This is a genomic window from Streptomyces sp. NBC_00503 (assembly GCF_036346895.1).
Taxonomy (GTDB): Bacteria; Actinomycetota; Actinomycetes; order Streptomycetales; family Streptomycetaceae; genus Streptomyces.
In genome coordinates, this window is sequence record NZ_CP107855.1 from 3,110,140 (window position 1) to 3,129,535 (window position 19,396).

Consider the following 19,396-nt stretch of genomic DNA (forward strand, 5'->3'; position numbering starts at 1 on the left):
CAGGCATTCTTGGGCACATGAGTGACTGGGACGGGTGGAGCGGCGAGCAGGACCAGCGCGGCCGCCGCGATGACGGGTACGGGCGCGGCAGCGGCCAGGCGCAGCCGGAAGGCGCGCAGCGGATGCGGCACGTCCAGCGGCCGGCCCAGCAGGGGCAGCAGGGCCAGCAGCCGCGGCGGCCGGCGCAGCCTCCCGTACCGCCGCCCGCCGGTCCCGGCGGCCCTGCCCGGACCCCGTACGTGCCCGGGCAGCAGGACGGCTCGTACGGCAGCGTCGGCGGCGCCGGTCGCGACGGGTACGACAGCGGTTACAACACCGGCCAGGTCTACGGCGGCGGCCATGGCGGCCAGCAGCCCCCCACCGGGCCGGGCAGGCGCACCGGCGGTCCGGGCGGCACCGGCGGCCCGGCGGGAGGCGCCCCCAACTGGGGCAAGCGGATCAAGATCGGCTCCATCGTGCTGGTCTCGGCGCTGGTCGTGACGGGCGTCGGCACCTACTTCTGGGCCGACTCCAAGGTGCGCCGCGAGGTGGACCTCTCCAAGGTCATCGAGCGCCCGAAGGAGGGCGACTGCACGACCTACCTGATCGTGGGCTCCGACAGCCGCGAGGGCATGTCCGCCGAGGAGAAGAAGAAGCTCCACACGGGCTCGGCCGAGGGCAAGCGGACCGACTCGATGATGATCCTGGCGAAGTGCTCCAGCGGGAACACGATGATCTCGCTGCCGCGCGACTCGGACGTGGAGATCCCCTCCTTCGTCGGCTCGCAGTCGGGGAAGAAGTACCCGGGGACGGGCAAGCGGGAGAAGCTGAACGCGGCGTACGCGGACGACGGCGCCGAGCTGCTCGTGCGGACGGTGGAGTTCAACACCGGCCTGCGCATCGACCACTACGCCGAGATCGGCTTCGCCGGCTTCGCGAACATCGTGGACGCGCTGGGCGGGGTGGAGCTGAACATCGAGAAGGGGTTCAAGGACGAGAAGTCGGGGGCCGACTTCAAGGAGGGCACGCAGACGCTCAACGGCGAGCAGTCACTGGCCTACGTGCGCACCCGCTACGCCTTCGCCGAGTCGGACCTGCAGCGGACGAAGAACCAGCAGAAGTTCCTGTCGGCGCTGGCGAGCCAGGCGGCGACCCCCTCCACGGTCCTGAACCCGTTCACGCTGTACCCGGTGCTGGGCGCGGGCCTGGACACGCTGATCGTGGACAAGGACATGTCGCTGTGGGACATGGGTCAGATGTTCTTCGCGATGAAGGGCATCAGCAGTGGTGACGGCGTCTCGATGAACATGCCGATCTCCGGGCAGCGCGGCGGCAACCTCGTCTGGGACAAGGCCAAGGTCCAGCAGCTGGTGCAGCAGATCCAGAAGGACGAGAAGGTCACCGTCCGCGGCAACTGACCGCGGCCGGGCCGGTCCTGGTCCTGGTCCGGGGCCCGGTCCGGGGCCCGGTCGGGCTCCCCGGACCCGCGACCCTGGAGTCGGGTGTCAGGCGTCCGGGGAGAAGCGGATCGACGCGGCGGGCAGCTGCGCCCCGCACCAGACCCGGGCGCCCGCACGGAGCTCGTTGTCGGCTCCCACGACGGCGCCGTCGCCGATGACCACGGCGTCCAGCACGGTCCGCGCGCCCACCGAGGCGCCGGCGCCGATCAGGCTGGCGTTCAGCTGCGCGTCGGGGCCCACGACGGCGTCCTCCAGCACGATGCAGCCCTGGAGGACCGCGCCCGCATCGACGCGGGCGCCGGCGCCCACGACGGTGCCTCCCGACAGCTTGGCCCCGGTCGCGACCTGCGCTCCGGGCAGCACCAGGAACTCGCCGCGCCGTCCGGGGACGGCCGGGGAGGAGACGACTCCGCGGACCAGGTCGGCGGAGGCCTGGATGATCGCCTCCGGCTTGCCGAGGTCCATCCAGTACGTGTTCTCGGTGACTCCGTGCAGGGTGGCCCCGGAGGCCAGCAGGCCGGGGAAGGTCTCGCGCTCGACGGAGACGGCGCGGTCGGCAGGGATGGAATCGATCACGCTGCGGCGGAAGACGTAGCAGCCGGCGTTGATCTGGTCGGTGATGATCTCTTCGGGGGTCTGCGGCTTCTCGGTGAAGGCCAGCACCCGCCCGTCGGCGTCGGTGGGGACCAGGCCGAAGGCGCGCGGGTCCTCGACGCGCACCAGGTGCAGGGAGACGTCCGCGTCGGCCGCCTTGTGCGATTCGACGAGACCGGCGATGTCCAGGCCGGTGAGGATGTCTCCGTTGAAGACGAGGACCGAGGAGTCCGGTCCGCCGGTGAGCAGCCGGGCCGCGTTGCGGATGGCTCCGCCGGTTCCCAGGGGCTCGTCCTCGACCACGTACTCCAGGTGGACGCCGAAGTCGGATCCGTCGCCGAAGTAGGGCTCGAAGACCTCGGCCAGGTAGCAGGTGGCCATCACGATGTGGGTGACACCGGCGGCGGCGGCGCGTGCTATCTGATGGGCGAGGAAGGGAACGCCGGCCGTGGGAACCATCGGCTTCGGCGTGTTCACCGTGACGGGGCGCAGTCGCGTCCCCTGCCCGCCGACCAGCAGGATCGCTTCCGTCATGAACTTTCTCCCCAACCGGTTCCGGGCGTACGAGGTCCCAAGCTAGCCCATCGCCGGGACCCGGAGCAGCCGCAGGCGGACCCGGTGGGGACCGCCTGCGGCGACTGCGGCGGTTACGGCAGGTTCCGTGCCATTACGATCCGCTGGACCTGGTTGGTGCCTTCGTAGATCTGAGTAATTTTCGCGTCGCGCATCATGCGCTCCACCGGGTAGTCCCGGGTGTAGCCGTAGCCGCCGAGCAGCTGGACGGCGTCGGTGGTGACCTCCATGGCCACGTCCGAGGCGAAGCACTTGGCGGCGGCGCCGAAGAAGGTGAGGTCCTCGTGGGGGCCTCCGCCGGAGACGCGCTCCGAGCGGGCGGCGGCCGCGTAGGTCAGCTGGCGGGCGGCCTCGATCTTCATGGCCATGTCCGCGAGCATGAACTGCACGCCCTGGAAGTCGCCGATCGGCTTGCCGAACTGCTTGCGCTCCTGGACGTACCCCTTGGCGTAGTCCAGGGCGCCCTGGGCGATGCCGAGGGCCTGGGCCGCGATGGTGATGCGGGTGTGGTCCAGGGTCTTCATGGCGGTGGCGAAGCCGGTGCCCTCGGCGCCGATCATGCGGTCCGCCGGGATGCGCACGTTGTCGAGGTAGACCTCGCGCGTCGGGGAGCCCTTGATGCCGAGCTTCTTCTCCGGGGCGCCGAAGGAGACGCCCTCGTCGCTCTTCTCGACCACGAAGGCGGAGATGCCCTTGGAGCGCTTCTCCGGGTCGGTGACGGCCATCACGGTGTAGTACTCGGAGACGCCCGCGTTGGTGATCCAGCGCTTGACGCCGTTGAGGACCCAGAAGTCTCCGTCGCGCACCGCGCGGGTCTTCATGCCGGCCGCGTCGGAGCCCGCGTCGGGCTCGGAGAGCGCGTACGAGAACATCGCGTCGCCCTTGGCCAGCGGGCCGAGGTACTTGGCCTTGAGCTCTTCGGATCCGGAGAGGATCACCGGGAGCGAGCCGAGCTTGTTGACGGCCGGGATCAGGGAGGAGGAGGCGCAGACGCGGGCCACTTCCTCGATCACGATCACGGTGGCGAGGGCGTCGGCGCCCGCGCCGCCGTAGCTCTCGGGCACGTGCACGGCGTGCAGGTCGCTGGCCACGAGGGCGTCGAGCGCCTCCTGCGGGAAGCGGGACTCCTCGTCGACCGCCGCGGCGAAGGGCATGATCTTCGCCTCGGCGAGCGCGCGGACGGACTCGCGGAGCATGTCGTGCTCCTCGGCCGGGCGGTACAGGTCGAAGTCGGCAGAACCCGCCAAGATCTCTCACTCCCCAGGTGGTGCGTGATGCTAACTACCGTTAAGTAACCCAAGCTTAGTGTCCGGTCCTCGAGCGCGACATGGGCGTCGCACGTGAGTTGCGTGACAGCAGGGGCGACCGGGAGGCCGCCGGCGGAATGCATCCCCGGTCACGGGCCCGACTATGCTCGGTTGCCGCATACGGCCCCGCACCACCAGGAGCACGCATGGCCCCCCTGAAGATCACAGTGATCGGCACCGGATACCTCGGCGCGACCCACGCCGCGGCGATGGCGGAGCTGGGCTTCGACGTGCTCGGGCTGGACGTGGTCCCCGAGAAGATCGAGGTGCTCGCCTCCGGCCGCGTACCGATGTACGAACCGGGGCTGGAGGAGCTGCTGGCCGCACACGTGGCCGGACTGCCCGGCTCCACGGGCCGGCTGCGCTTCACCACCTCCTACGAGGAGCTCGGCGCCTTCGACGCCGACGTCCACTTCGTCTGCGTGAACACCCCGCAGAAGCACGGCGAGTACGCCTGCGACATGAGCTACGTCGACTCCGCCGTGGAATCGCTCGCCCCGCACCTGAACCGGCCCGCCCTGGTCGTCGGCAAGTCCACCGTGCCCGTCGGCTCCGCCGAGCGCCTCGCCGCGAAGCTGACCGCGCTCGCCCCGGCCGGCGAGGAGATCGAACTCGCCTGGAACCCGGAGTTCCTGCGCGAGGGCTACGCCGTCCAGGACACCCTGCACCCCGACCGGATCGTCATCGGCGTCCGCGGCGGAGCCGACGGCGAGCGCGCCGAGAAGCTCCTGCGGGAGGTCTACGCGACCCCCCTGGGCGAGGGCACCCCGCTGGTCGTCGCCGACTTCCCCACCGCCGAACTCGTCAAGACGGCCGCCAACTCCTTCCTCGCCACGAAGATCTCCTTCATCAACGCGATGGCCGAGGTCTGCGAGGCGGCCGGCGGCGACGTGGTGAAGCTGGCCGAGGCCATCGGCCACGACGAGCGCATCGGAAAGAAGTTCCTGCGCGCCGGCATCGGCTTCGGCGGCGGCTGCCTGCCCAAGGACATCCGGGCGTTCATGGCACGGGCCGGAGAGCTCGGCGCCGACCAGGCCCTGACCTTCCTGCGCGAGGTCGACTCCATCAACATGCGCCGCCGCGGGCACATGGTCGAGCTGGCCCGTGAGGCCGTCGGCGGCTCGTTCCTCGGCAAGCGGGTCGCGGTCCTCGGCGCCACCTTCAAGCCGGACTCCGACGACGTCCGCGACTCCCCCGCCCTGAACGTGGCCGGGCAGATCCACCTCCAGGGCGGCCAGGTCACCGTCTACGACCCCAAGGGCATGGACAACGCCCGCCGGGTCTTCCCCACCCTCGGCTACGCCGACTCCGCGATCGCCGCGGCCCGCGGCGCCGAGGTCGTCCTCCACCTCACCGAGTGGAGCGAGTTCCGCGACCTCGACCCCGCCGCCCTGGGCGAGGCCGTCACCGACCGCCTCATCCTCGACGGCCGCAACGCCCTGGACCCCGAGCGCTGGCGCGCGGCCGGCTGGACCTACCGCGCCATGGGCCGCCCCCGCGCTTGATCCACTTCGTTGCGGAATGGGCGGTTTCACATCCCGTCACCTGATTGTTGGCAGCACGCACCCGGGCGTCACCTCGTGCGTGGCTAGACTCGCCGCCGATGACCAGTACCAGCACGAGAAGCGCTGTCCGCCCCACCGCAGGCGCGCCGGGGGCTGCCCCGCGTGCCGGTCGGGGACGCATCGACTCGGTCCTGCGGACCCGCCGTGGCCACCTGGCCATGGCGGGATTCTGGCTGGCCACCCGGATCCTGATGGTGGTCCTCCTGGTGGTGAACCTGCACGGCACCTCCTCGGTGCGCGTGGAGATCACCCAGACCTACAACAACTGGTACGACGTCCTCGTCACGGGGACGATGCCGCACAACGACGTCATGTGGCAGTACCCGCCGGCCGCGGCGGCCGTCTTCCTCTCGCCCGACCTGCTCCCCTTCTTCAGCTACTTCCAGGCCTTCGTCGCGCTGACGGTCGTCTGCGACGCCCTGATCGCCGTCGGCCTGGTCCGCGCCGCCCGGCGCCCCGACGGCAGCATGGCCGGCGCCGTGCTGTGGCTGACCTCGCTGCCGCTGCTGCTGTCGCTGCCCTTCGGGCGCTACGACCTCCAGGTCACCCTGCTCGCCGTCGGCTCGCTGCTGTGCCTGCGCTTCCGCCGCAAGCTCGGCGGCGTGCTGGCCGGCATCGGAGCCCTGGTGAAGGTGTGGCCGCTGCTCACCCTGATCGGCACCCCGCGCGGGCGCACCACCCGTGACGCCGTGGTCGCCGCCGTGGTGGCCGCCGCCGCGCTGCTCGCCGTCCTCGCGCTGTTCTTCCGCGACACCCTCGGCTTCCTGGGCAACCAGGGCAACCGAGGCATCCAGGTCGAGTCCCTCGGCGGCTCCGCCCTGATGTTCGGCAAGCTCGTCGGTGCCTGGTCGGGGAAGACCGAGATCCGCTACGGCGCCTACGAGTACCTGGGCCCGTACGTCTCCAGCGTGGCCATGCTCTCCGTCGCGCTGACCGTCACCGGCTTCGGCTGGCTGCTGCTGTGGCGGGTCAAGGCCCGCCGCTGGTCGACCGCGACCCCGCTGGACGCCGCGCTCTGCGCCATCCTGGTGTTCACCATCACCAGCCGGGTCCTCAGCCCGCAGTACCTGATCTGGCTGGTCGGGCTCGCCGCGGTCTGCCTGACCTGCCGGCACACCACGCAGCGCCAGGTCGCCTGGCTGATCGTCGCCTCCACCGCGCTCAGCACGGTGATCTACCCGCTGACCTACGGCTCGCAGATCCTGCCGGGCACCGTCGTCGGCACCGTCCTGCTGTGCCTGCGCAACGGACTGCTGGCCTGGGCCGCCGTCCTGTCCTGCAAGCGGCTGTGGAAGGCCTCCGTCACCCGCCTCCCGGAGCCCGGGCCGAAGGCCGTGACCCCGGCCCCGGCCGCGGCCAAGGCGGGGGTTCCGGCGCGGGTCTAGTACCGCGCCACGTGGTACCGCATCGGGTGGTACCGCGTCAGGCGGTACCGCGTCACGAGCATGTCCTACGGTGCTGCGCGGCGCGGGCGGTGAACTCCGCGTCGCGCACCACCCGCTGGGCGTTGCCCCAGGTCAGCAGCGCCAGGTCGGTCTCGGGCCAGCCCCGCTCCAGCAGTTCCGCGATCAGCCGCGGATAGCCCGAGGGGTCGGTCAGGCCCATCGGCCGGGGGATGCCCGGCTCGGCGCCGAAGCCGGCGCCCAGGCCCACGCAGTGCGGGCCCGCCACGGCCCGTACGTGCTCGACGTGGTCCGCCACCGCGTGCAGGGAGTCCCCGGTGAGCGCGGTGTCGAAGGTGACCATCGCCAGGCCGTTCGCCGCGCGCAGCGCGAGCAGTACCTCGTCGGTCACGTTGTCCGGGTGCGGATTGAGCGCGGCCGCCGCCGTGTGCGAGATGATCACCGGCGCCTTGGAGGCCGCGGCGAGCTGGCAGGCCGCCGCGGGCGGGCAGCCGGTGAGGTCCAGCAGCATCGCCAGCCGGTTCGTCTCCTTGACCACCTCGTGGCCGAAGGCGGTCAGCCCCTCCACGGCCCACGGCGCTCCGGCCGGCGCGAGGATCCGTACGCCCAGGGCGTGGAAGGCGCGCAGCGCGCCGAGCGAGTCGGTCAGCGTACGGCCCGGCACGGGGCCCAGGAACGAGGCGATGCGGCCGCGGTTGCGGGCATCGGCCAGGTCGTCGGCGTTCAGCGCGAGGCAGAGGCTGTCGGGATAGCGGCGCATCAGGGCGAGCGCCACGTCGATCTGTTCAAGGGTGTCGGACACCACCTGGTCGGGGGCCTGCGTCCCGCGTGGCGCGCGCTCCTGGCCCGGCGGCACGAGCAGCGACCAGAACTGGGCGCCCACTCCCCCGGCGCGCAGCCGCGGGATGTCGGTGTCCACGCCCGTGTCGGGGGTGTCGATGTCGTGGTACGGGCTCTGGTGCAAGGTCCAGACGAGGGTGTTGCACCCGTCCGCGACGGGATGGACGGACAACAGCGCGGCAGCCCGTTCCAGGGCGCTGGGCATCAGGGAGGCGGGGGTGTCCTCGGCTCCGAGGGAGCCCGGGCCCACGGGGGTCACCGGGATCGCGTGCGGTTCATCCTGCAGGTCGGCCATGGCAGTCGCTCCGGTCTCGGCGGCTGTGCTTGTACGGGAAGCAGCGGGGAGAGAAGCAGGGAGATGGTGCCACCGTGACACGTGGGACGCCGCGGGCGCCCGACGGATGTGGCGTTCGGGTGTAACCGGCAGGTCACACCAGGTCGCCGCATCCGCCGGACGGGCCCGGCGCGGGGTTGCCGCGGGGGCTACGGAGCCGTGAGCACCGCGTTGGAGGGCCCGCGGGAGGCCGACTCCTCGCGCGCCACCGCTTCGGCGTCGCGCAGCACCCGTACCGCGTTCGACCAGGTCAGCTTGGACAGGTCGGCCTTGGACCAGCCGCGGGTCAGCAGCTCGGCGATCAGGTTCGGGTACCCGGCCACGTCATCGAGCCCGGACGGGGTGAAGGCGGTGCCGTCGTAGTCCCCGCCGATGCCGACGTGGTCGACCCCGGCCACCTCGCGCATGTGGTCCAGGTGGTCGGCGACCGTGGCGGCCGTGGCCACCGGGCGCGGGCGCGCCTCCTCGAAGGCCCGGTGCAGGACCATCGCCTCGGGGGTGGTGTCGAGGGCGTGGAACCCGTGCGCGCGCAGGTTCTCGTCGGCCGCCAGGGTCCACTCGACGGCCGCCGGCAGGATGAACTTCGGCACGAAGGTGGCCATCGCGACCCCGCCGTTGGCCGGCAGCAGCGCCAGCACGTCGTCGGGGACGTTGCGCACGTGGTCGCAGACCGCGCGGGCCGAGGAGTGCGAGAACACCACGGGCGCCACCGAGACCTCGAGGGCGTCCCGCATCGTCGTCGCGGCGACGTGCGAGAGGTCGACGAGCATGCCCACGCGGTTCATCTCGCGGACGACCTCGCGGCCGAACCCGCTCAGACCGCCGTGGCGGGGCTCGTCCGTCGCCGAATCCGCCCAGTCGATGGTGTCGTTGTGCGTCAGCGTCATGTACCGCACGCCGAGCCGGTGCAGCGCGCGCAGGGTGGCGAGCGAGTTGTTGATGGAGTGCCCGCCCTCGGCGCCCATCAGCGAGGCGATCCGGCCCTGCGCACGGGCCGCCTCCATGTCGTCGGCCGTCAGCGCCCGCACCAGATCGCGCGGGTAGCGTGCGATCAGCTGGTCGACGACGTCGATCTGCTCCAGGGTGGCGCTGACCGCCTCGTCGCCCGCGTAGTCGGAGCGCACGTAGACCGACCAGAACTGCGCGCCGACCCCGCCGGCCCGCAGCCGGGGGATGTCGGTGTGCAGGAACGCGGACTGGTCGGCGGCGATGTCCCGCTGGTCCAGGTCGTAGCGGACCTGGTTGCGCAGCGCCCACGGCAGGTCGTTGTGCCCGTCGACCACCGGGTACTCGCTGAGCAGCTCGCGCGCCTGCGCGAGGCGGGCCGTCCCGTTGGCCGCGCTCACCTTCCGAACCCGAACGACTCCTGGCCCGCGATCTTCGTACGCAGCCGCTTGCCCTTCTCGGTGGCCTGGTCGTTCAGCTCCTGCAGGAAGTCGTTCATCCGGCCCAGCAGCTCCGGATCGTGCGCGGCCAGCATCCGTACGGCGAGCAGCCCGGCGTTGCGGGCACCGGCGATCGAGACGGTGGCGACGGGAACTCCGGCGGGCATCTGGACGATCGACATCAGCGAGTCCATGCCGTCGAGGTACTTCAGCGGGACGGGCACGCCGATGACCGGCAGCGGGGTGACGGAGGCGAGCATGCCGGGCAGGTGGGCGGCGCCGCCCGCGCCCGCGATGATCGCCTTCAGACCGCGCCCGGCGGCCTGCTCCCCGTACGCGATCATCTCGCGCGGCATCCGGTGGGCGGAGACCACGTCGACCTCGTAGGGGATCTCGAACTCGTCAAGGGCCTTGGCGGCGGCCTCCATGACGGGCCAGTCGGAGTCCGACCCCATGACGATGCCGATGACGGGAGCTGCTGCGGAGGTGCTCATTCTTGGATGGTTCCTCTGAGGTAGCCGGCTGCGTGACGTGCGCGCTCCAGCACATCGTCAAGGTCGTCGCCGTAGGTGTTGACGTGGCCGACCTTGCGGCCTTGTTTCACGTCCTTGCCGTACATGTGGATCTTCAGCTGGGGGTCGTGCGCCATGCAGTGCAGGTACGCCGCGTACATGTCGGGGTAGTCCCCGCCCAGCACGTTCGCCATGACCGTCCAGCGGGCCCGGGGGCGCGGGTCGCCGAGGGGGAGGTCCAGGACGGCGCGGACGTGGTTGGCGAACTGGGAGGTGATGGCACCGTCCTGGGTCCAGTGGCCGCTGTTGTGCGGGCGCATGGCCAGTTCGTTGACCAGGATGCGGCCGTCGGTGGTCTCGAAGAGCTCCACGGCCAGGTGGCCGGTGACCCCGAGTTCCTTGGCGATGCGCAGGGCCAGGGCCTGGGCCTCGCCCGCCAGCTCCTCGGAGAGGTTCGGGGCGGGGGCGATCACCGTGTCGCAGACCCCGTCCACCTGGACGGACTCCACGACCGGGTAGGCCACCGCCTGGCCGTGCGGGGAGCGGACGATGTTGGCCGCGAGCTCGCGGACGTAGTCCACCTTCTCCTCGGCCAGGACCGGGACGCCCGCCTTGAACGGGGCCTGGGCGTCCTCCTGCGTGCGGACGAACCACACGCCCTTGCCGTCGTACCCGCCGCGCACCGTCTTGAGGATGACGGGGAAACCGCCGACCTCTTGCGCGAAGGCCGCCGCGTCCGCCGGATCGCTCACGATCCGGTGGCGGGGGCTGGGCGCGCCGATCTCGTCGAGCTTGGCGCGCATCACCCCCTTGTCGGCGGCGTGCACCAACGCGTCGGGCCCCGGCCGGACGGGGATGCCGTCCGATTCCAGGGCCCGCAGGTGCTCGATGGGTACGTGTTCGTGGTCGAAAGTGATCACGTCACAGCCGCGCGCGAAGGCGCGCAACGTCTCCAGGTCGCGATAGTCGCCGATGACGACATCGCTCACGACCTGGGCCGCCGAGTCCTGTGGGGTGTCACTGAGGATCTTGAATCTGATGCCGAGGGGGATGCCCGCCTCGTGGGTCATGCGGGCGAGCTGTCCGCCGCCGACCATACCGACTACCGGGAACGTCACTCCTCCAGAGTATCCGCCGGTATTCCGCCATATGGACGGGACCCCGGCCGGTACCCGCCGGTGGGCGGGGTGGTGTGCCGTGTGTCGCACGGTGCCCGAAGGCGCAGACGTACCGGTGGGGCGACACTTAGCATGGGGCCGTCGAGAAAGCTTGATGCCTCATACGGGGGGCCCGAGGGACAGGACTGAAGCCTCATATGAGCAAGCCGGAAAGCAGTTCCGTCCTCGACCGCGTGCGCTCGCTCGTACGCGAGGTCGCCCGGTTCGGGGCTGTCGGCGGGCTCGGCGTCCTGGTCAACCTGGGTGTCTTCAACCTGATCCGCAGCCTCACCGACCTCCAGGTCGTGCGGGCGAGCGTGATAGCCACACTGGTGGCCATCGGCACGAACTACCTGGGCTTCCGCTACTTCGCCTACCGGGACCGTGCCGAGCGCACCGGGTCCGGGCGCACCCGGGAGCTGGGCCTGTTCGTCGCGTTCAGCGCGATCGGCCTGGTCATAGAGAACGGCATCCTGTTCGCCGCCACCTACGGCTTCCACTGGGACGGACCCCTGGCCTCGAACTTCTTCAAGTTCGCGGGCATCGGCCTCGGCACCGTGTTCCGCTTCTGGTCCTACCGGACCTGGGTCTTCAAGGCCCTGCCCGCGGCGGCGCCGGTCTCGCTGGTCGTCGAGCAGCGGGACGGTCAGGCCGAGGTCCCGGCGCGGACGCCGGAGACCGCCGCGAACTGAGGCTCAGCGGACCGTCTGCGGCGGTTCGGTGCGGGCCGGCGCGGTCTGGCTGAGGAACAGCGCGAACACCGGCGGCTGGGTCTGGAGCAGCTCCAGGCGTCCGCCGTCCGCCTCCGCGAGGTCCCGGGCCACCGCGAGGCCGATTCCGGTGGAGTTGCGGCCGCTGATGGCCCGCTCGAAGATCCGGTTGCCGAGGTCCGGCGGGACCCCCGGTCCCTCGTCCGTGACCTCCAGGACCGCCTGGTTCCCGATCACGCGGGTCCGCAGGGCCACGGTGCCGCCCCCGTGCATGAGGGAGTTCTCGATCAGGGTCGCCAGGACCTGCGAGACCGCGCCCGGGGTGCCCACGGCCCTCATGCCGGTCTTCCCGGAGCGCACGATGGCCCGTCCGGCGCTGCGGTAGGCCGGGCGCCACTCCTCCACCTGCTGTTTGACGACCTCGTCGAGGTCGAAGGGGACCGCGGAGCCGGTGCGGGGGTCCCTGGAATTGGTCAGCAGCCGCTCCACCACGTCCGTGAGCCGCTCCACCTGGGTGAGGGCGATCGTCGCCTCTTCCCGCACGGTCTCCAGGTCGTCGGTGACGGTGATCTCCTCCAGCCGCATCGACAGGGCCGTCAGCGGGGTCCTCAGCTGGTGCGAGGCGTCCGCGGCCAGGCGCCGCTCGGCGGTCAGCATCCGCCCGATCCGCTCGGCGCTGGAGTCCAGTACGTCGGCGACCCGGTCCAGCTCGGGGACCCCGTAGCGCTTGTGCCGGGGGCGCGGGTCGCCCGATCCGAGGCGCTCGGCCGTCTCGGCGAGGTCGGTGAGGGGGGAGGCCAGCCGGTTGGCCTGGCGTACGGCGAGCAGGACGGCCGCCACGACGGCGAGCAGGGCCACGGCGCCCACGACGGCCAGGGTCCGCCCGACCTCCTTGGTGACCGTGGAGCGGGACTCCTCCACGACGACCACTTCGCCCTGGTCCCCGTGGGCGGTGCCCCGGATGACGCTGTCGGCGGGGCGCTGTCCGACCTCGATGACCGGCTGGCCCGGGATCGTGATCCGGGCGTACCGGCCGGCGTCGAGCTGCGTGGCGAGCGCGTCGGCGTCGACGGGCTTCTTCTCCAGGACGTCGCTGCCGACCATGCCGACCATCCGCAGCGCCTCGGACTCGATGCGGTCCTGGGCGCTGCTGGTGATGGTCCGGGTCTCCACGATGACGAGGGAGATGCCGAAGACGGCGATGACGACGAGCACCACGGCGAGCGTGGAGTTGATCAGGCGGCGGCGCATGCCGAAAAGCATGCCCTAACCCGGGGGTGGGAAGCCGCTCAGCTCTTCTCGAAGCGGAAGCCGACGCCCCGGACGGTGGCGATGTAGCGGGGGTTGGCCGCGTCGTCGCCGAGCTTCTTGCGCAGCCAGGAGATGTGCATGTCGAGGGTCTTGGTGGAGGACCACCAGGTGGTGTCCCAGACCTCGCGCATCAGCTGGTCGCGGGTGACGACCCGGCCGGCGTCGCGGACCAGGACCCGCAGCAGGTCGAACTCCTTGGCCGTGAGCTGGAGCTCCTCCTCCCCCATCCACGCCCGGTGCGATTCGACGTCGATCCGCACCCCGTGGGTGGCGGGGGGCTGGGAGGCCTCGTTGGCGCCGCGCCGCAGCAGGGCCCGGACCCGGGCGAGCAGCTCGGCGAGGCGGAAGGGCTTGGTCACGTAGTCGTCGGCGCCGGCGTCGAGGCCGACGACCGTGTCGACCTCGTCGGCACGGGCGGTCAGGACCAGGATGGGGAAGCCGTGGCCCTCGGCGCGCAGCCGGCGGGCGACCTCCAGGCCGTCCATGCCCGGCAGGCCGAGATCGAGGACGACGAGATCGACGCCGCCCTGGAGTCCCGCGTCCAGGGCGGTGGGGCCGTCCTCCCGGACCTCGACCTCGTACCCTTCCCGGCGCAGGGCGCGGGCCAGGGGTTCCGAGATGGATGCGTCGTCCTCGGCGAGCAGTACACGCGTCATGTGGGTGATGGTAGTCCGCGGCGGGGGAAAGCAGGGGCCCGCCCGAACACCCCTGCCGATCTGGCCTTATCCGCTACTAAGCGCCTTCGAATGTACCCACTTGGTTCCGCGATAACCTGTGATCCATATCTCAAGTGCTTTCATATGCGGCGGTGTCGTGTCGTATGGTGTCGAGACGCCTGATGCACTACCTCAGAGGCTTTCCACACCAAAAACCGGTGGAAAGCTCCTCTTTCTGTCCTGATCGGACGGGCACCGTTTGTCGGACCGCCCGTTCCGGGCCTGATGACAGTGAATGACCTATGGGCCGGGCCTCTCCTGCGAAGAAGCACGAGGGGCGTGGATCCCGGTTACGGATGTTCCTCCGCTCCGCCGCAATGGAGCGAGACCCCAGGGCGTGGGGTGGGACACCCGCTGCCGGTACCGGCCACCCTCCCCGGGCGCTGTTGAGCTCACGAAGCCGCGCGTCCCGAGCAAGCAAGGATCGACCATGGCTTCCAGCCTGACGAAGGACTCGGCGGACCCGTCCACCGAGAAGACCTTCTTCGGACACCCCCGTGGCCTGGCCACTCTGTTCATGACCGAGATGTGGGAGCGTTTCTCCTACTACGGCATGCGCGCCCTTCTCGTGTACTACCTGGTCTCGGGCGGCGCCGACGCCGCCACGGGCAGCCAGGGCGGCGGCCTTGCGATGACCGCGGCCACCACCACGGCCATCTACTCCGTGTACGTCTCCATGGTCTACCTCATGGCGATGCCGGGCGGATGGTTCGGTGACCGCGTCTGGGGTGCCCGCAAGACGGTCGCCATCGCCGGTTTCGTGATCATCGCCGGTCACGTGTCGCTGGCCGTGCCCGGTCAGGCGATGTTCTTCGTCGGTCTGATCCTGGTGGCCGCCGGTTCCGGTCTGCTGAAGGCCAACATCTCCACGATGGTCGGCCACCTGTACGACGGCCCGGAGGACCCGCGCCGCGACGGTGGCTTCACGCTCTTCTACATCGGCATCAACCTGGGTGCCTTCGTCGCCCCGCTGGTCGTCGGTACGGTCGGCAAGGAGCACAACTGGCACCTGGGCTTCGCCCTCGCCGCCGTCGGCATGGCCCTGGGTCTGACCCAGTTCCTGCTCGGCACCAAGCACCTGAGCCCGAAGAGCAGCCTGGTCCCGAACCCGCTGTCGCCCGAGGAGCGCAAGGCCGTCCTCACCAAGGTCGCCCTCGCCGTTCTGGGCATCGCGGTCTTCTACGGCGCCGTGGTCGCCCTCGGCGCCTACACGCTGAACTGGGCGCTGGTCCCGCTGACGCTGGCCGGCCTGTTCATCCCGATCGCCGTCCTGACGCGCATCAAGCGCGACAAGGACCTGTCGGGCACCGAGCAGAAGAAGATGACCGCGTACATCTTCTTCTTCATCGCCGCCGCCGTCTTCTGGATGATCTACGACCAGGGTGGCTCCACGCTGTCCCTGTTCGCGGACGGCAAGACCGCCGACACCGTCTTCGGCTTCGGCTTCTCGGCCACCTGGTACCAGTCGCTGAACCCGCTGTTCGTGATGGCCCTGGCCCCGGTCTTCGCCTGGCTGTGGCTGTGGCTGGCCCGCAAGAACCAGGAGCCGAACACCATCGTGAAGTTCGCGATGGGCCTGGTCCTGATCGGCGCCTCCTTCTTCGTCTTCATCGTCCCGATGAACATGGCGGGCGGCGACGTCAAGGTCTCCCCGATGTGGCTCGTCTCGATCTACATGATCCAGACCATCGGTGAGCTGTGCGTCTCCCCGGTCGGCCTCTCCGTCACCACGAAGATGGCCCCCCAGAAGTACGCCTCCCAGATGATGGGCGTCTGGTTCCTCGCGGTCACCGCCGGTGACTGCATCACCAGCCTGCTCTCCATCGCCGAGGTGGACCTGAACGGCACCTGGATCATCGGCTTCGAGGCCGCCGCCGCGGTGCTCGCGGGCTTCGCGGTCTACTCGTACCGCAAGCGGGTCCAGTCGCTGATGGGCACCGTGCACTGACGCACTGACCCAGCGCACCGGCATTGAACACGAGCGGCCCGGCACACCGGAAGGTGTGCCGGGCCGCTCGCGCGTTCACCGCTGCCGCTACGGCTACCGCTGGCCGCGCAGGCGGCGCCACGGGGTGAAGGTGAACACCGCGGCACCGAGCAGGATCACCGTGCCGGCGACCAGGCCGAGGGCCTTGATGCCGGTGTCCTCGGCGCCGGTCTGGGCGAGGCCGCCCGAGCCGGTGGTGCCCGAGGTCCCGGAGGTTCCCGAGGTCCCGGAGCCGCCCTCCTGGGCCGTGGTGTCGAGGGTGAGCGAAACGGAGCTGCCGCTCGCGGTGCAGGGCACCACGATCGGCGTCGCGCCCGGGGCCATGACCACGTCGATCGTCAGTTTGTCAGGGGTCAGCGTGGTCTTTCCGGTCTTGCCGGGCTTGTAGGTGCCCGTCATGTCGCTGAGGCTGACCGGGCTGCCGGCCTTGACGGCCTCGGCGTTGCCGGGGCCCGCGACCTTGACCGTGCCGCTGTCGGCGCCGCCGAGCTTGATGTCCATCGAGGGCTTGAGGGCCCCGGCCGGAAGGTCCGCGGGGCTGTTCATCACGCCCTTGGCGGTCGTGACGGTCAGTGCGAAGCTGCCCCCGCTCTTCTTCGCGTTGATCGTCACCTTGCCCTTGAGGGGGCCGTTGGGCATGTAGGCCCCGCAGTCGAAGGAGACGTCGACGGTCTGGCCCGGGAAGTCCGTCTGGCCTCCGCCGGTGGGCGAGGACGAGGGCGAGGGGCTGGTGGGCGGCGGCGAGGTCGGCGGGGCCGAGGTGGGCGGCGGGCTCGTGGGCGGCGGCGGGCTGGTCGGCGGCTGGGTGCCGCCGCCCGCCGTCACGTCGAGCGAGAGGGACGGTCCGGGGTTGTTGCCCGGGGTGCAGGTGGTGGTCGTACCCAGCGCCTTGATTGTCAGGACACCTGCCGTGAAGGTGACCTTGCCCGACTTCTTGGGCGTGTAGGTGCCCGAGAGGTCACTGATCTTGATGGGGGTGTTGGCGGGGATCGGTTCGGCGTTCGCCGGGCCGGAGACCGCCACGGACCCGGTCTCCGCGCCGCCCAGGGTGATCACGGCACTGGGGGTCATCGCGCCCTTGCCGAGCTCGACGGGGCTGGAGGAGACGCCCTTCTGGAAGGACATCGTCAGCTTGTAGCCGTCGCCCTCCTTGACGCCCTTGATGTCGATCGGCGACACCGCCTCCTTGTCCCCGATGGGCGTCTTGCACTTGTACTGGACGTCGATCACGTCCGCCTGCGCGGGCGTGGCCCCCATGGCGATGCCCGCGCCGCCGAGCAGCAGCGCGACCGCGGCCGCGCTCACCCTCCGTTGGGTCTTCACGCTTGTCCTTTCGTCGTCGAACGGTTCTCAGACGGTGCGGACGTCTGTGGTGCGGTTGGCTGTGGTGCCGGTGTCCCCGGCGCGTCGTCCGGGGTGAACCACGGCAGTACCGCCGTGGTGGTCTCGGGGGGTTCGGCCGCCGGTTCGGGGCGGCTCGGCGCGAGGCCTCGTACGGGGCCGCGCGCGGGTCCCCGTACCGCCGGGATCCGCGGCAGCCGGGCGGTCACGGCGGCGCCCGGGTCGGTGGGGCGCGGGCCGCGGTGGCGGCCGCCGGAGGAGTCGCGGGGGCGGACCCGGTCCACGACGGCCATGCCGATGCGGAAGATCCCGCCCGGGATCACGATCAGCAGCAGGCCCCAGAAGAGCAGCACCCCGTACGGGCGGTCCACGCCCCAGGGCTGCGTGGCCAGGACGGTCTCCCCGTACTTGAGGGAGACCGTGTAGTCGCCGTGGGCGCCCGCCGACAGGGAGGTGTTCAGGGAGACTTCCGCCTTGCCGCCGGGCGGGATGGTGCCCTTCCAGCGGACTTCCTCCCACAGGGGCGCGAACACGCCGTGGGCGGTGCCGAGTTGGAAGACCGGGTCCTTGACCGGGGCGGATCCCAGATTGCCGACGGTGACCGTGAACTTGCGGCTGGGCGGGGCTCCGAACCAGGTCAGGACCCCGTCCTCGCCCTTGAGCCGGACCCCGGTGAGCATGGCGAGGCGGGCGGTGCCGCCCTCGGCGGGCAGGTCGGCCACCGGATGGTCGGTGATCTTCAGGGGGGCGGCGACGGTGGACTGGTCGCCGTTGACCGAGGTCACGTTGACCACGCACGGGCAGGGCTTGGGCGGGGCCGTCACCGGGAGCTGCGCGGAGAAGTGCCCGTCGTCGGCGACCGAGACGGCGACGCCGTCGGCGTTGGCGCAGCTGTTGGTGCCGCCGATCATGTTCTGCCCGCAGACCAGCAGCATCACCATGGTCTTGGGCCGCCAGCCGGTACCGGTCACGGATATCTGCGTGCCCTTGGCGACCTCCTTGAGCGAGAGCGCCACGGCGGGCTTGGGCCCGTCGTCCGCGGCGGCACCGGCCGCCGGGAACAGCGTCAGTGCGCACACCGACAGCCCCAACAGCCCTCCGAGCCCCGCCGCGGCGAGGGCCCTGATCCTCGCGCCGTACGTCCCACCGGCCTTGGCTCTCACCTGGGTGCTCCCGTCAACTCGTGTTCCGGTGCTGGGGACTGGTCGGGTACGGCGCTCCCGTGCGGCGCCGTGGCGCCGTCCGCGCCCCGGATCCGCCGCTTGCGTACGAGGAGCAGGGCGGCCCCCGTGGTCCCGCCGAGGCCGAGCAGCCCCGCGCCGGTCCGGCCCGCGATGCCCCAGGGCAGGAACCAGGCCGAGGTGCGGCCCGTGGCGCGGGCGCCGCCGGGGGCGGTGACGGTGAGGGTGAGGGCGACCCGGTCGAAGACCGGTGCGCCGGGCCAGGGTTCGCTCAACTCGACCCGCTGGCCGGGCAGCACCTCGACGGGCAGGGTGTGGGCGCTGCGGCCCGCGACCTTCCCGAAGGTGCCCTCGGCGTCGATGGAGAGCTCGGGGGCGAGTGCCACGTTGCCGCGGTTGACCAGGGTGTAGGCGATGGTGGAGGCCGCGCCCTCGCCCCGTACGGAGACGTCCTCCACGGTGAGCGCGGCCAGCGCCGGGCCGTCGACCCGCAGGTGGACCCGTACGCCCACTTCGTGTCCGGCCTCGGTGGCGACCACGGCGGCCGGGTGGTCGCCGGGCGGTGCGCCGGGCGGCACGGTGACGGCGAAGGGGACCACGGCGCGGGTGTGCGCGGGGACCTTGACCGTGGTGCTCGCGCCGAAGCTGATCCAGGAGCCCGCTCCGGTCGCGGGCCCCTGCGAGCCGCCTGCGGCGGCGGGCGGGGCGGGGCGCACGGCGAAGGCGCCGTCCGCCGTGTTGTAGGCGTCGGCCCCTCGCAGGGTGACGGTGTGCTCCTGGTCGCTGGTGTTGGCCAGGCTGAGGCGGTCCTCCAGCACCGTGCCGGAGGCGCCCGCGAGGTAGAAGTACGGGCGCGCGGCCGGTGCGTTCGCCGCACCGGACGCCTTCGGTGCGGCTCCGGTGCCCGCGACGGGTTCGGCGGTCCAGCCGGGTTCGTCGGCGGCGGCCGGGGGCGCCCCGGCCGCCGCCGCGCCGTGGAGCGCGGCGACGGCGAGGAGGAGCACGCCGGCCCTTCTCAGGGTGTGGAGCACGGGCATGACC

The 19,396-nt window shown here is 71.3% G+C and carries 16 protein-coding genes; 5 read left to right on the top strand and 11 right to left on the bottom strand.

From position 1 onward, the window contains the following. The first annotated feature begins 17 nt into the window (after window positions 1-17). Complete coding sequence (locus OG490_RS14450; RefSeq protein ID WP_330296692.1) at window positions 18-1,397, top strand: LCP family protein; 1,380 nt, start codon at window positions 18-20, stop codon at window positions 1,395-1,397. Window positions 1,398-1,484: 87 nt separating this feature from the next. Here OG490_RS14450 and OG490_RS14455 read toward each other — a convergent pair whose 3' ends face one another. Together OG490_RS14455 and OG490_RS14460 are read right to left on the bottom strand one after the other, a co-directional pair. Continuing rightward, complete coding sequence (locus OG490_RS14455) at window positions 1,485-2,567, bottom strand: NDP-sugar synthase (RefSeq protein ID WP_330296693.1); 1,083 nt, start codon at window positions 2,565-2,567, stop codon at window positions 1,485-1,487. Window positions 2,568-2,680: 113 nt separating this feature from the next. Continuing rightward, the gene (locus OG490_RS14460; protein ID WP_327253049.1) at window positions 2,681-3,853 is read right to left on the bottom strand and encodes an acyl-CoA dehydrogenase family protein; all 1,173 of its coding nucleotides are present in this window, start codon (window positions 3,851-3,853) and stop codon (window positions 2,681-2,683) included. 206 nt (window positions 3,854-4,059) lie between these two features. Here OG490_RS14460 and OG490_RS14465 point away from each other — a divergent pair, with 206 nt between their 5' ends. Both OG490_RS14465 and OG490_RS14470 read left to right on the top strand, forming a co-directional pair. After that, window positions 4,060-5,418: a UDP-glucose dehydrogenase family protein gene (locus OG490_RS14465; protein ID WP_330296694.1), complete on the top strand. Its 1,359-nt coding sequence runs from the start codon at window positions 4,060-4,062 to the stop codon at window positions 5,416-5,418. A gap of 98 nt (window positions 5,419-5,516) precedes the next feature. After that, complete coding sequence (locus tag OG490_RS14470; RefSeq protein ID WP_330296695.1) at window positions 5,517-6,863, top strand: glycosyltransferase family 87 protein; 1,347 nt, start codon at window positions 5,517-5,519, stop codon at window positions 6,861-6,863. Between the two features lie 52 nt (window positions 6,864-6,915). Here OG490_RS14470 and OG490_RS14475 read toward each other — a convergent pair whose 3' ends face one another. The 4 genes from OG490_RS14475 to OG490_RS14490 form a co-directional block, all read right to left on the bottom strand. Beyond that, on the bottom strand, window positions 6,916-8,016 hold the full coding sequence (locus OG490_RS14475; protein WP_330296696.1) for a membrane dipeptidase: 1,101 nt from the start codon (window positions 8,014-8,016) through the stop codon (window positions 6,916-6,918). 188 nt (window positions 8,017-8,204) lie between these two features. Next, window positions 8,205-9,401: a dipeptidase gene (locus tag OG490_RS14480; RefSeq protein ID WP_330296697.1), complete on the bottom strand. Its 1,197-nt coding sequence runs from the start codon at window positions 9,399-9,401 to the stop codon at window positions 8,205-8,207. Continuing rightward, the gene (gene purE, locus OG490_RS14485; RefSeq protein WP_330296698.1) at window positions 9,398-9,934 is read right to left on the bottom strand and encodes a 5-(carboxyamino)imidazole ribonucleotide mutase; all 537 of its coding nucleotides are present in this window, start codon (window positions 9,932-9,934) and stop codon (window positions 9,398-9,400) included. The genes OG490_RS14480 and purE overlap by 4 nt, the downstream gene beginning before the upstream one ends. Continuing rightward, on the bottom strand, window positions 9,931-11,049 hold the full coding sequence (locus OG490_RS14490) for a 5-(carboxyamino)imidazole ribonucleotide synthase (protein WP_330300924.1): 1,119 nt from the start codon (window positions 11,047-11,049) through the stop codon (window positions 9,931-9,933). Before OG490_RS14490 ends, purE begins: the two co-directional genes overlap by 4 nt. 218 nt (window positions 11,050-11,267) lie before the next feature. Here OG490_RS14490 and OG490_RS14495 point away from each other — a divergent pair, with 218 nt between their 5' ends. Then, entirely contained in the window at window positions 11,268-11,801 is a 534-nt protein-coding gene (locus OG490_RS14495) for a GtrA family protein (RefSeq protein ID WP_330296699.1), read from the top strand. A 3-nt stretch (window positions 11,802-11,804) separates the two neighbouring features. Here the strand turns inward: OG490_RS14495 and OG490_RS14500 are convergent, their stop codons facing one another. Both OG490_RS14500 and OG490_RS14505 read right to left on the bottom strand, forming a co-directional pair. After that, window positions 11,805-13,070: an ATP-binding protein gene (locus OG490_RS14500; RefSeq protein ID WP_330296700.1), complete on the bottom strand. Its 1,266-nt coding sequence runs from the start codon at window positions 13,068-13,070 to the stop codon at window positions 11,805-11,807. A gap of 38 nt (window positions 13,071-13,108) precedes the next feature. After that, entirely contained in the window at window positions 13,109-13,786 is a 678-nt protein-coding gene (locus OG490_RS14505) for a response regulator transcription factor (RefSeq protein WP_215035026.1), read from the bottom strand. Window positions 13,787-14,276: 490 nt separating this feature from the next. Here OG490_RS14505 and OG490_RS14510 point away from each other — a divergent pair, with 490 nt between their 5' ends. Then, complete coding sequence (locus tag OG490_RS14510) at window positions 14,277-15,794, top strand: peptide MFS transporter (RefSeq protein WP_330296701.1); 1,518 nt, start codon at window positions 14,277-14,279, stop codon at window positions 15,792-15,794. A 93-nt stretch (window positions 15,795-15,887) separates the two neighbouring features. On the opposite strand, the gene OG490_RS14515 is transcribed toward OG490_RS14510, so the two are convergent. Genes OG490_RS14515 through OG490_RS14525 form a run of 3 tightly spaced genes read right to left on the bottom strand, consistent with a single transcriptional unit; the run spans window position 15,888 to window position 19,392 of the window. Beyond that, window positions 15,888-17,156 carry a hypothetical protein gene (locus OG490_RS14515; protein ID WP_330296702.1) on the bottom strand — a complete coding sequence of 423 codons (1,269 nt, stop codon included), beginning with the start codon at window positions 17,154-17,156 and terminating at the stop codon, window positions 15,888-15,890. Further along, entirely contained in the window at window positions 17,153-18,337 is a 1,185-nt protein-coding gene (locus tag OG490_RS14520; RefSeq protein ID WP_330296703.1) for a neocarzinostatin apoprotein domain-containing protein, read from the bottom strand. The genes OG490_RS14515 and OG490_RS14520 overlap by 4 nt, the downstream gene beginning before the upstream one ends. After that, a complete protein-coding gene (locus tag OG490_RS14525) occupies window positions 18,334-19,392 on the bottom strand; it encodes a COG1470 family protein (RefSeq protein WP_330296704.1) in 1,059 nt (352 codons plus the stop codon). Before OG490_RS14525 ends, OG490_RS14520 begins: the two co-directional genes overlap by 4 nt. Between the last annotated feature and the right edge of the window lie 4 nt (window positions 19,393-19,396).

Coding starts and splice junctions, on each gene's coding strand:
- OG490_RS14450 (WP_330296692.1), top strand. CDS start 18: ATGAGTGACTGGGACGGGTGGAGCGGCGAGCAGGACCAGCGCGGCCGC.
- OG490_RS14455 (WP_330296693.1), bottom strand. CDS start 2,567: ATGACGGAAGCGATCCTGCTGGTCGGCGGGCAGGGGACGCGACTGCGC.
- OG490_RS14465 (WP_330296694.1), top strand. CDS start 4,060: ATGGCCCCCCTGAAGATCACAGTGATCGGCACCGGATACCTCGGCGCG.
- OG490_RS14470 (WP_330296695.1), top strand. CDS start 5,517: ATGACCAGTACCAGCACGAGAAGCGCTGTCCGCCCCACCGCAGGCGCG.
- OG490_RS14475 (WP_330296696.1), bottom strand. CDS start 8,016: ATGGCCGACCTGCAGGATGAACCGCACGCGATCCCGGTGACCCCCGTG.
- purE (WP_330296698.1), bottom strand. CDS start 9,934: ATGAGCACCTCCGCAGCAGCTCCCGTCATCGGCATCGTCATGGGGTCG.
- OG490_RS14490 (WP_330300924.1), bottom strand. CDS start 11,049: ATGGTCGGCGGCGGACAGCTCGCCCGCATGACCCACGAGGCGGGCATC.
- OG490_RS14495 (WP_330296699.1), top strand. CDS start 11,268: ATGAGCAAGCCGGAAAGCAGTTCCGTCCTCGACCGCGTGCGCTCGCTC.
- OG490_RS14500 (WP_330296700.1), bottom strand. CDS start 13,070: ATGCGCCGCCGCCTGATCAACTCCACGCTCGCCGTGGTGCTCGTCGTC.
- OG490_RS14505 (WP_215035026.1), bottom strand. CDS start 13,786: ATGACGCGTGTACTGCTCGCCGAGGACGACGCATCCATCTCGGAACCC.
- OG490_RS14510 (WP_330296701.1), top strand. CDS start 14,277: ATGGCTTCCAGCCTGACGAAGGACTCGGCGGACCCGTCCACCGAGAAG.
- OG490_RS14525 (WP_330296704.1), bottom strand. CDS start 19,392: ATGCCCGTGCTCCACACCCTGAGAAGGGCCGGCGTGCTCCTCCTCGCC.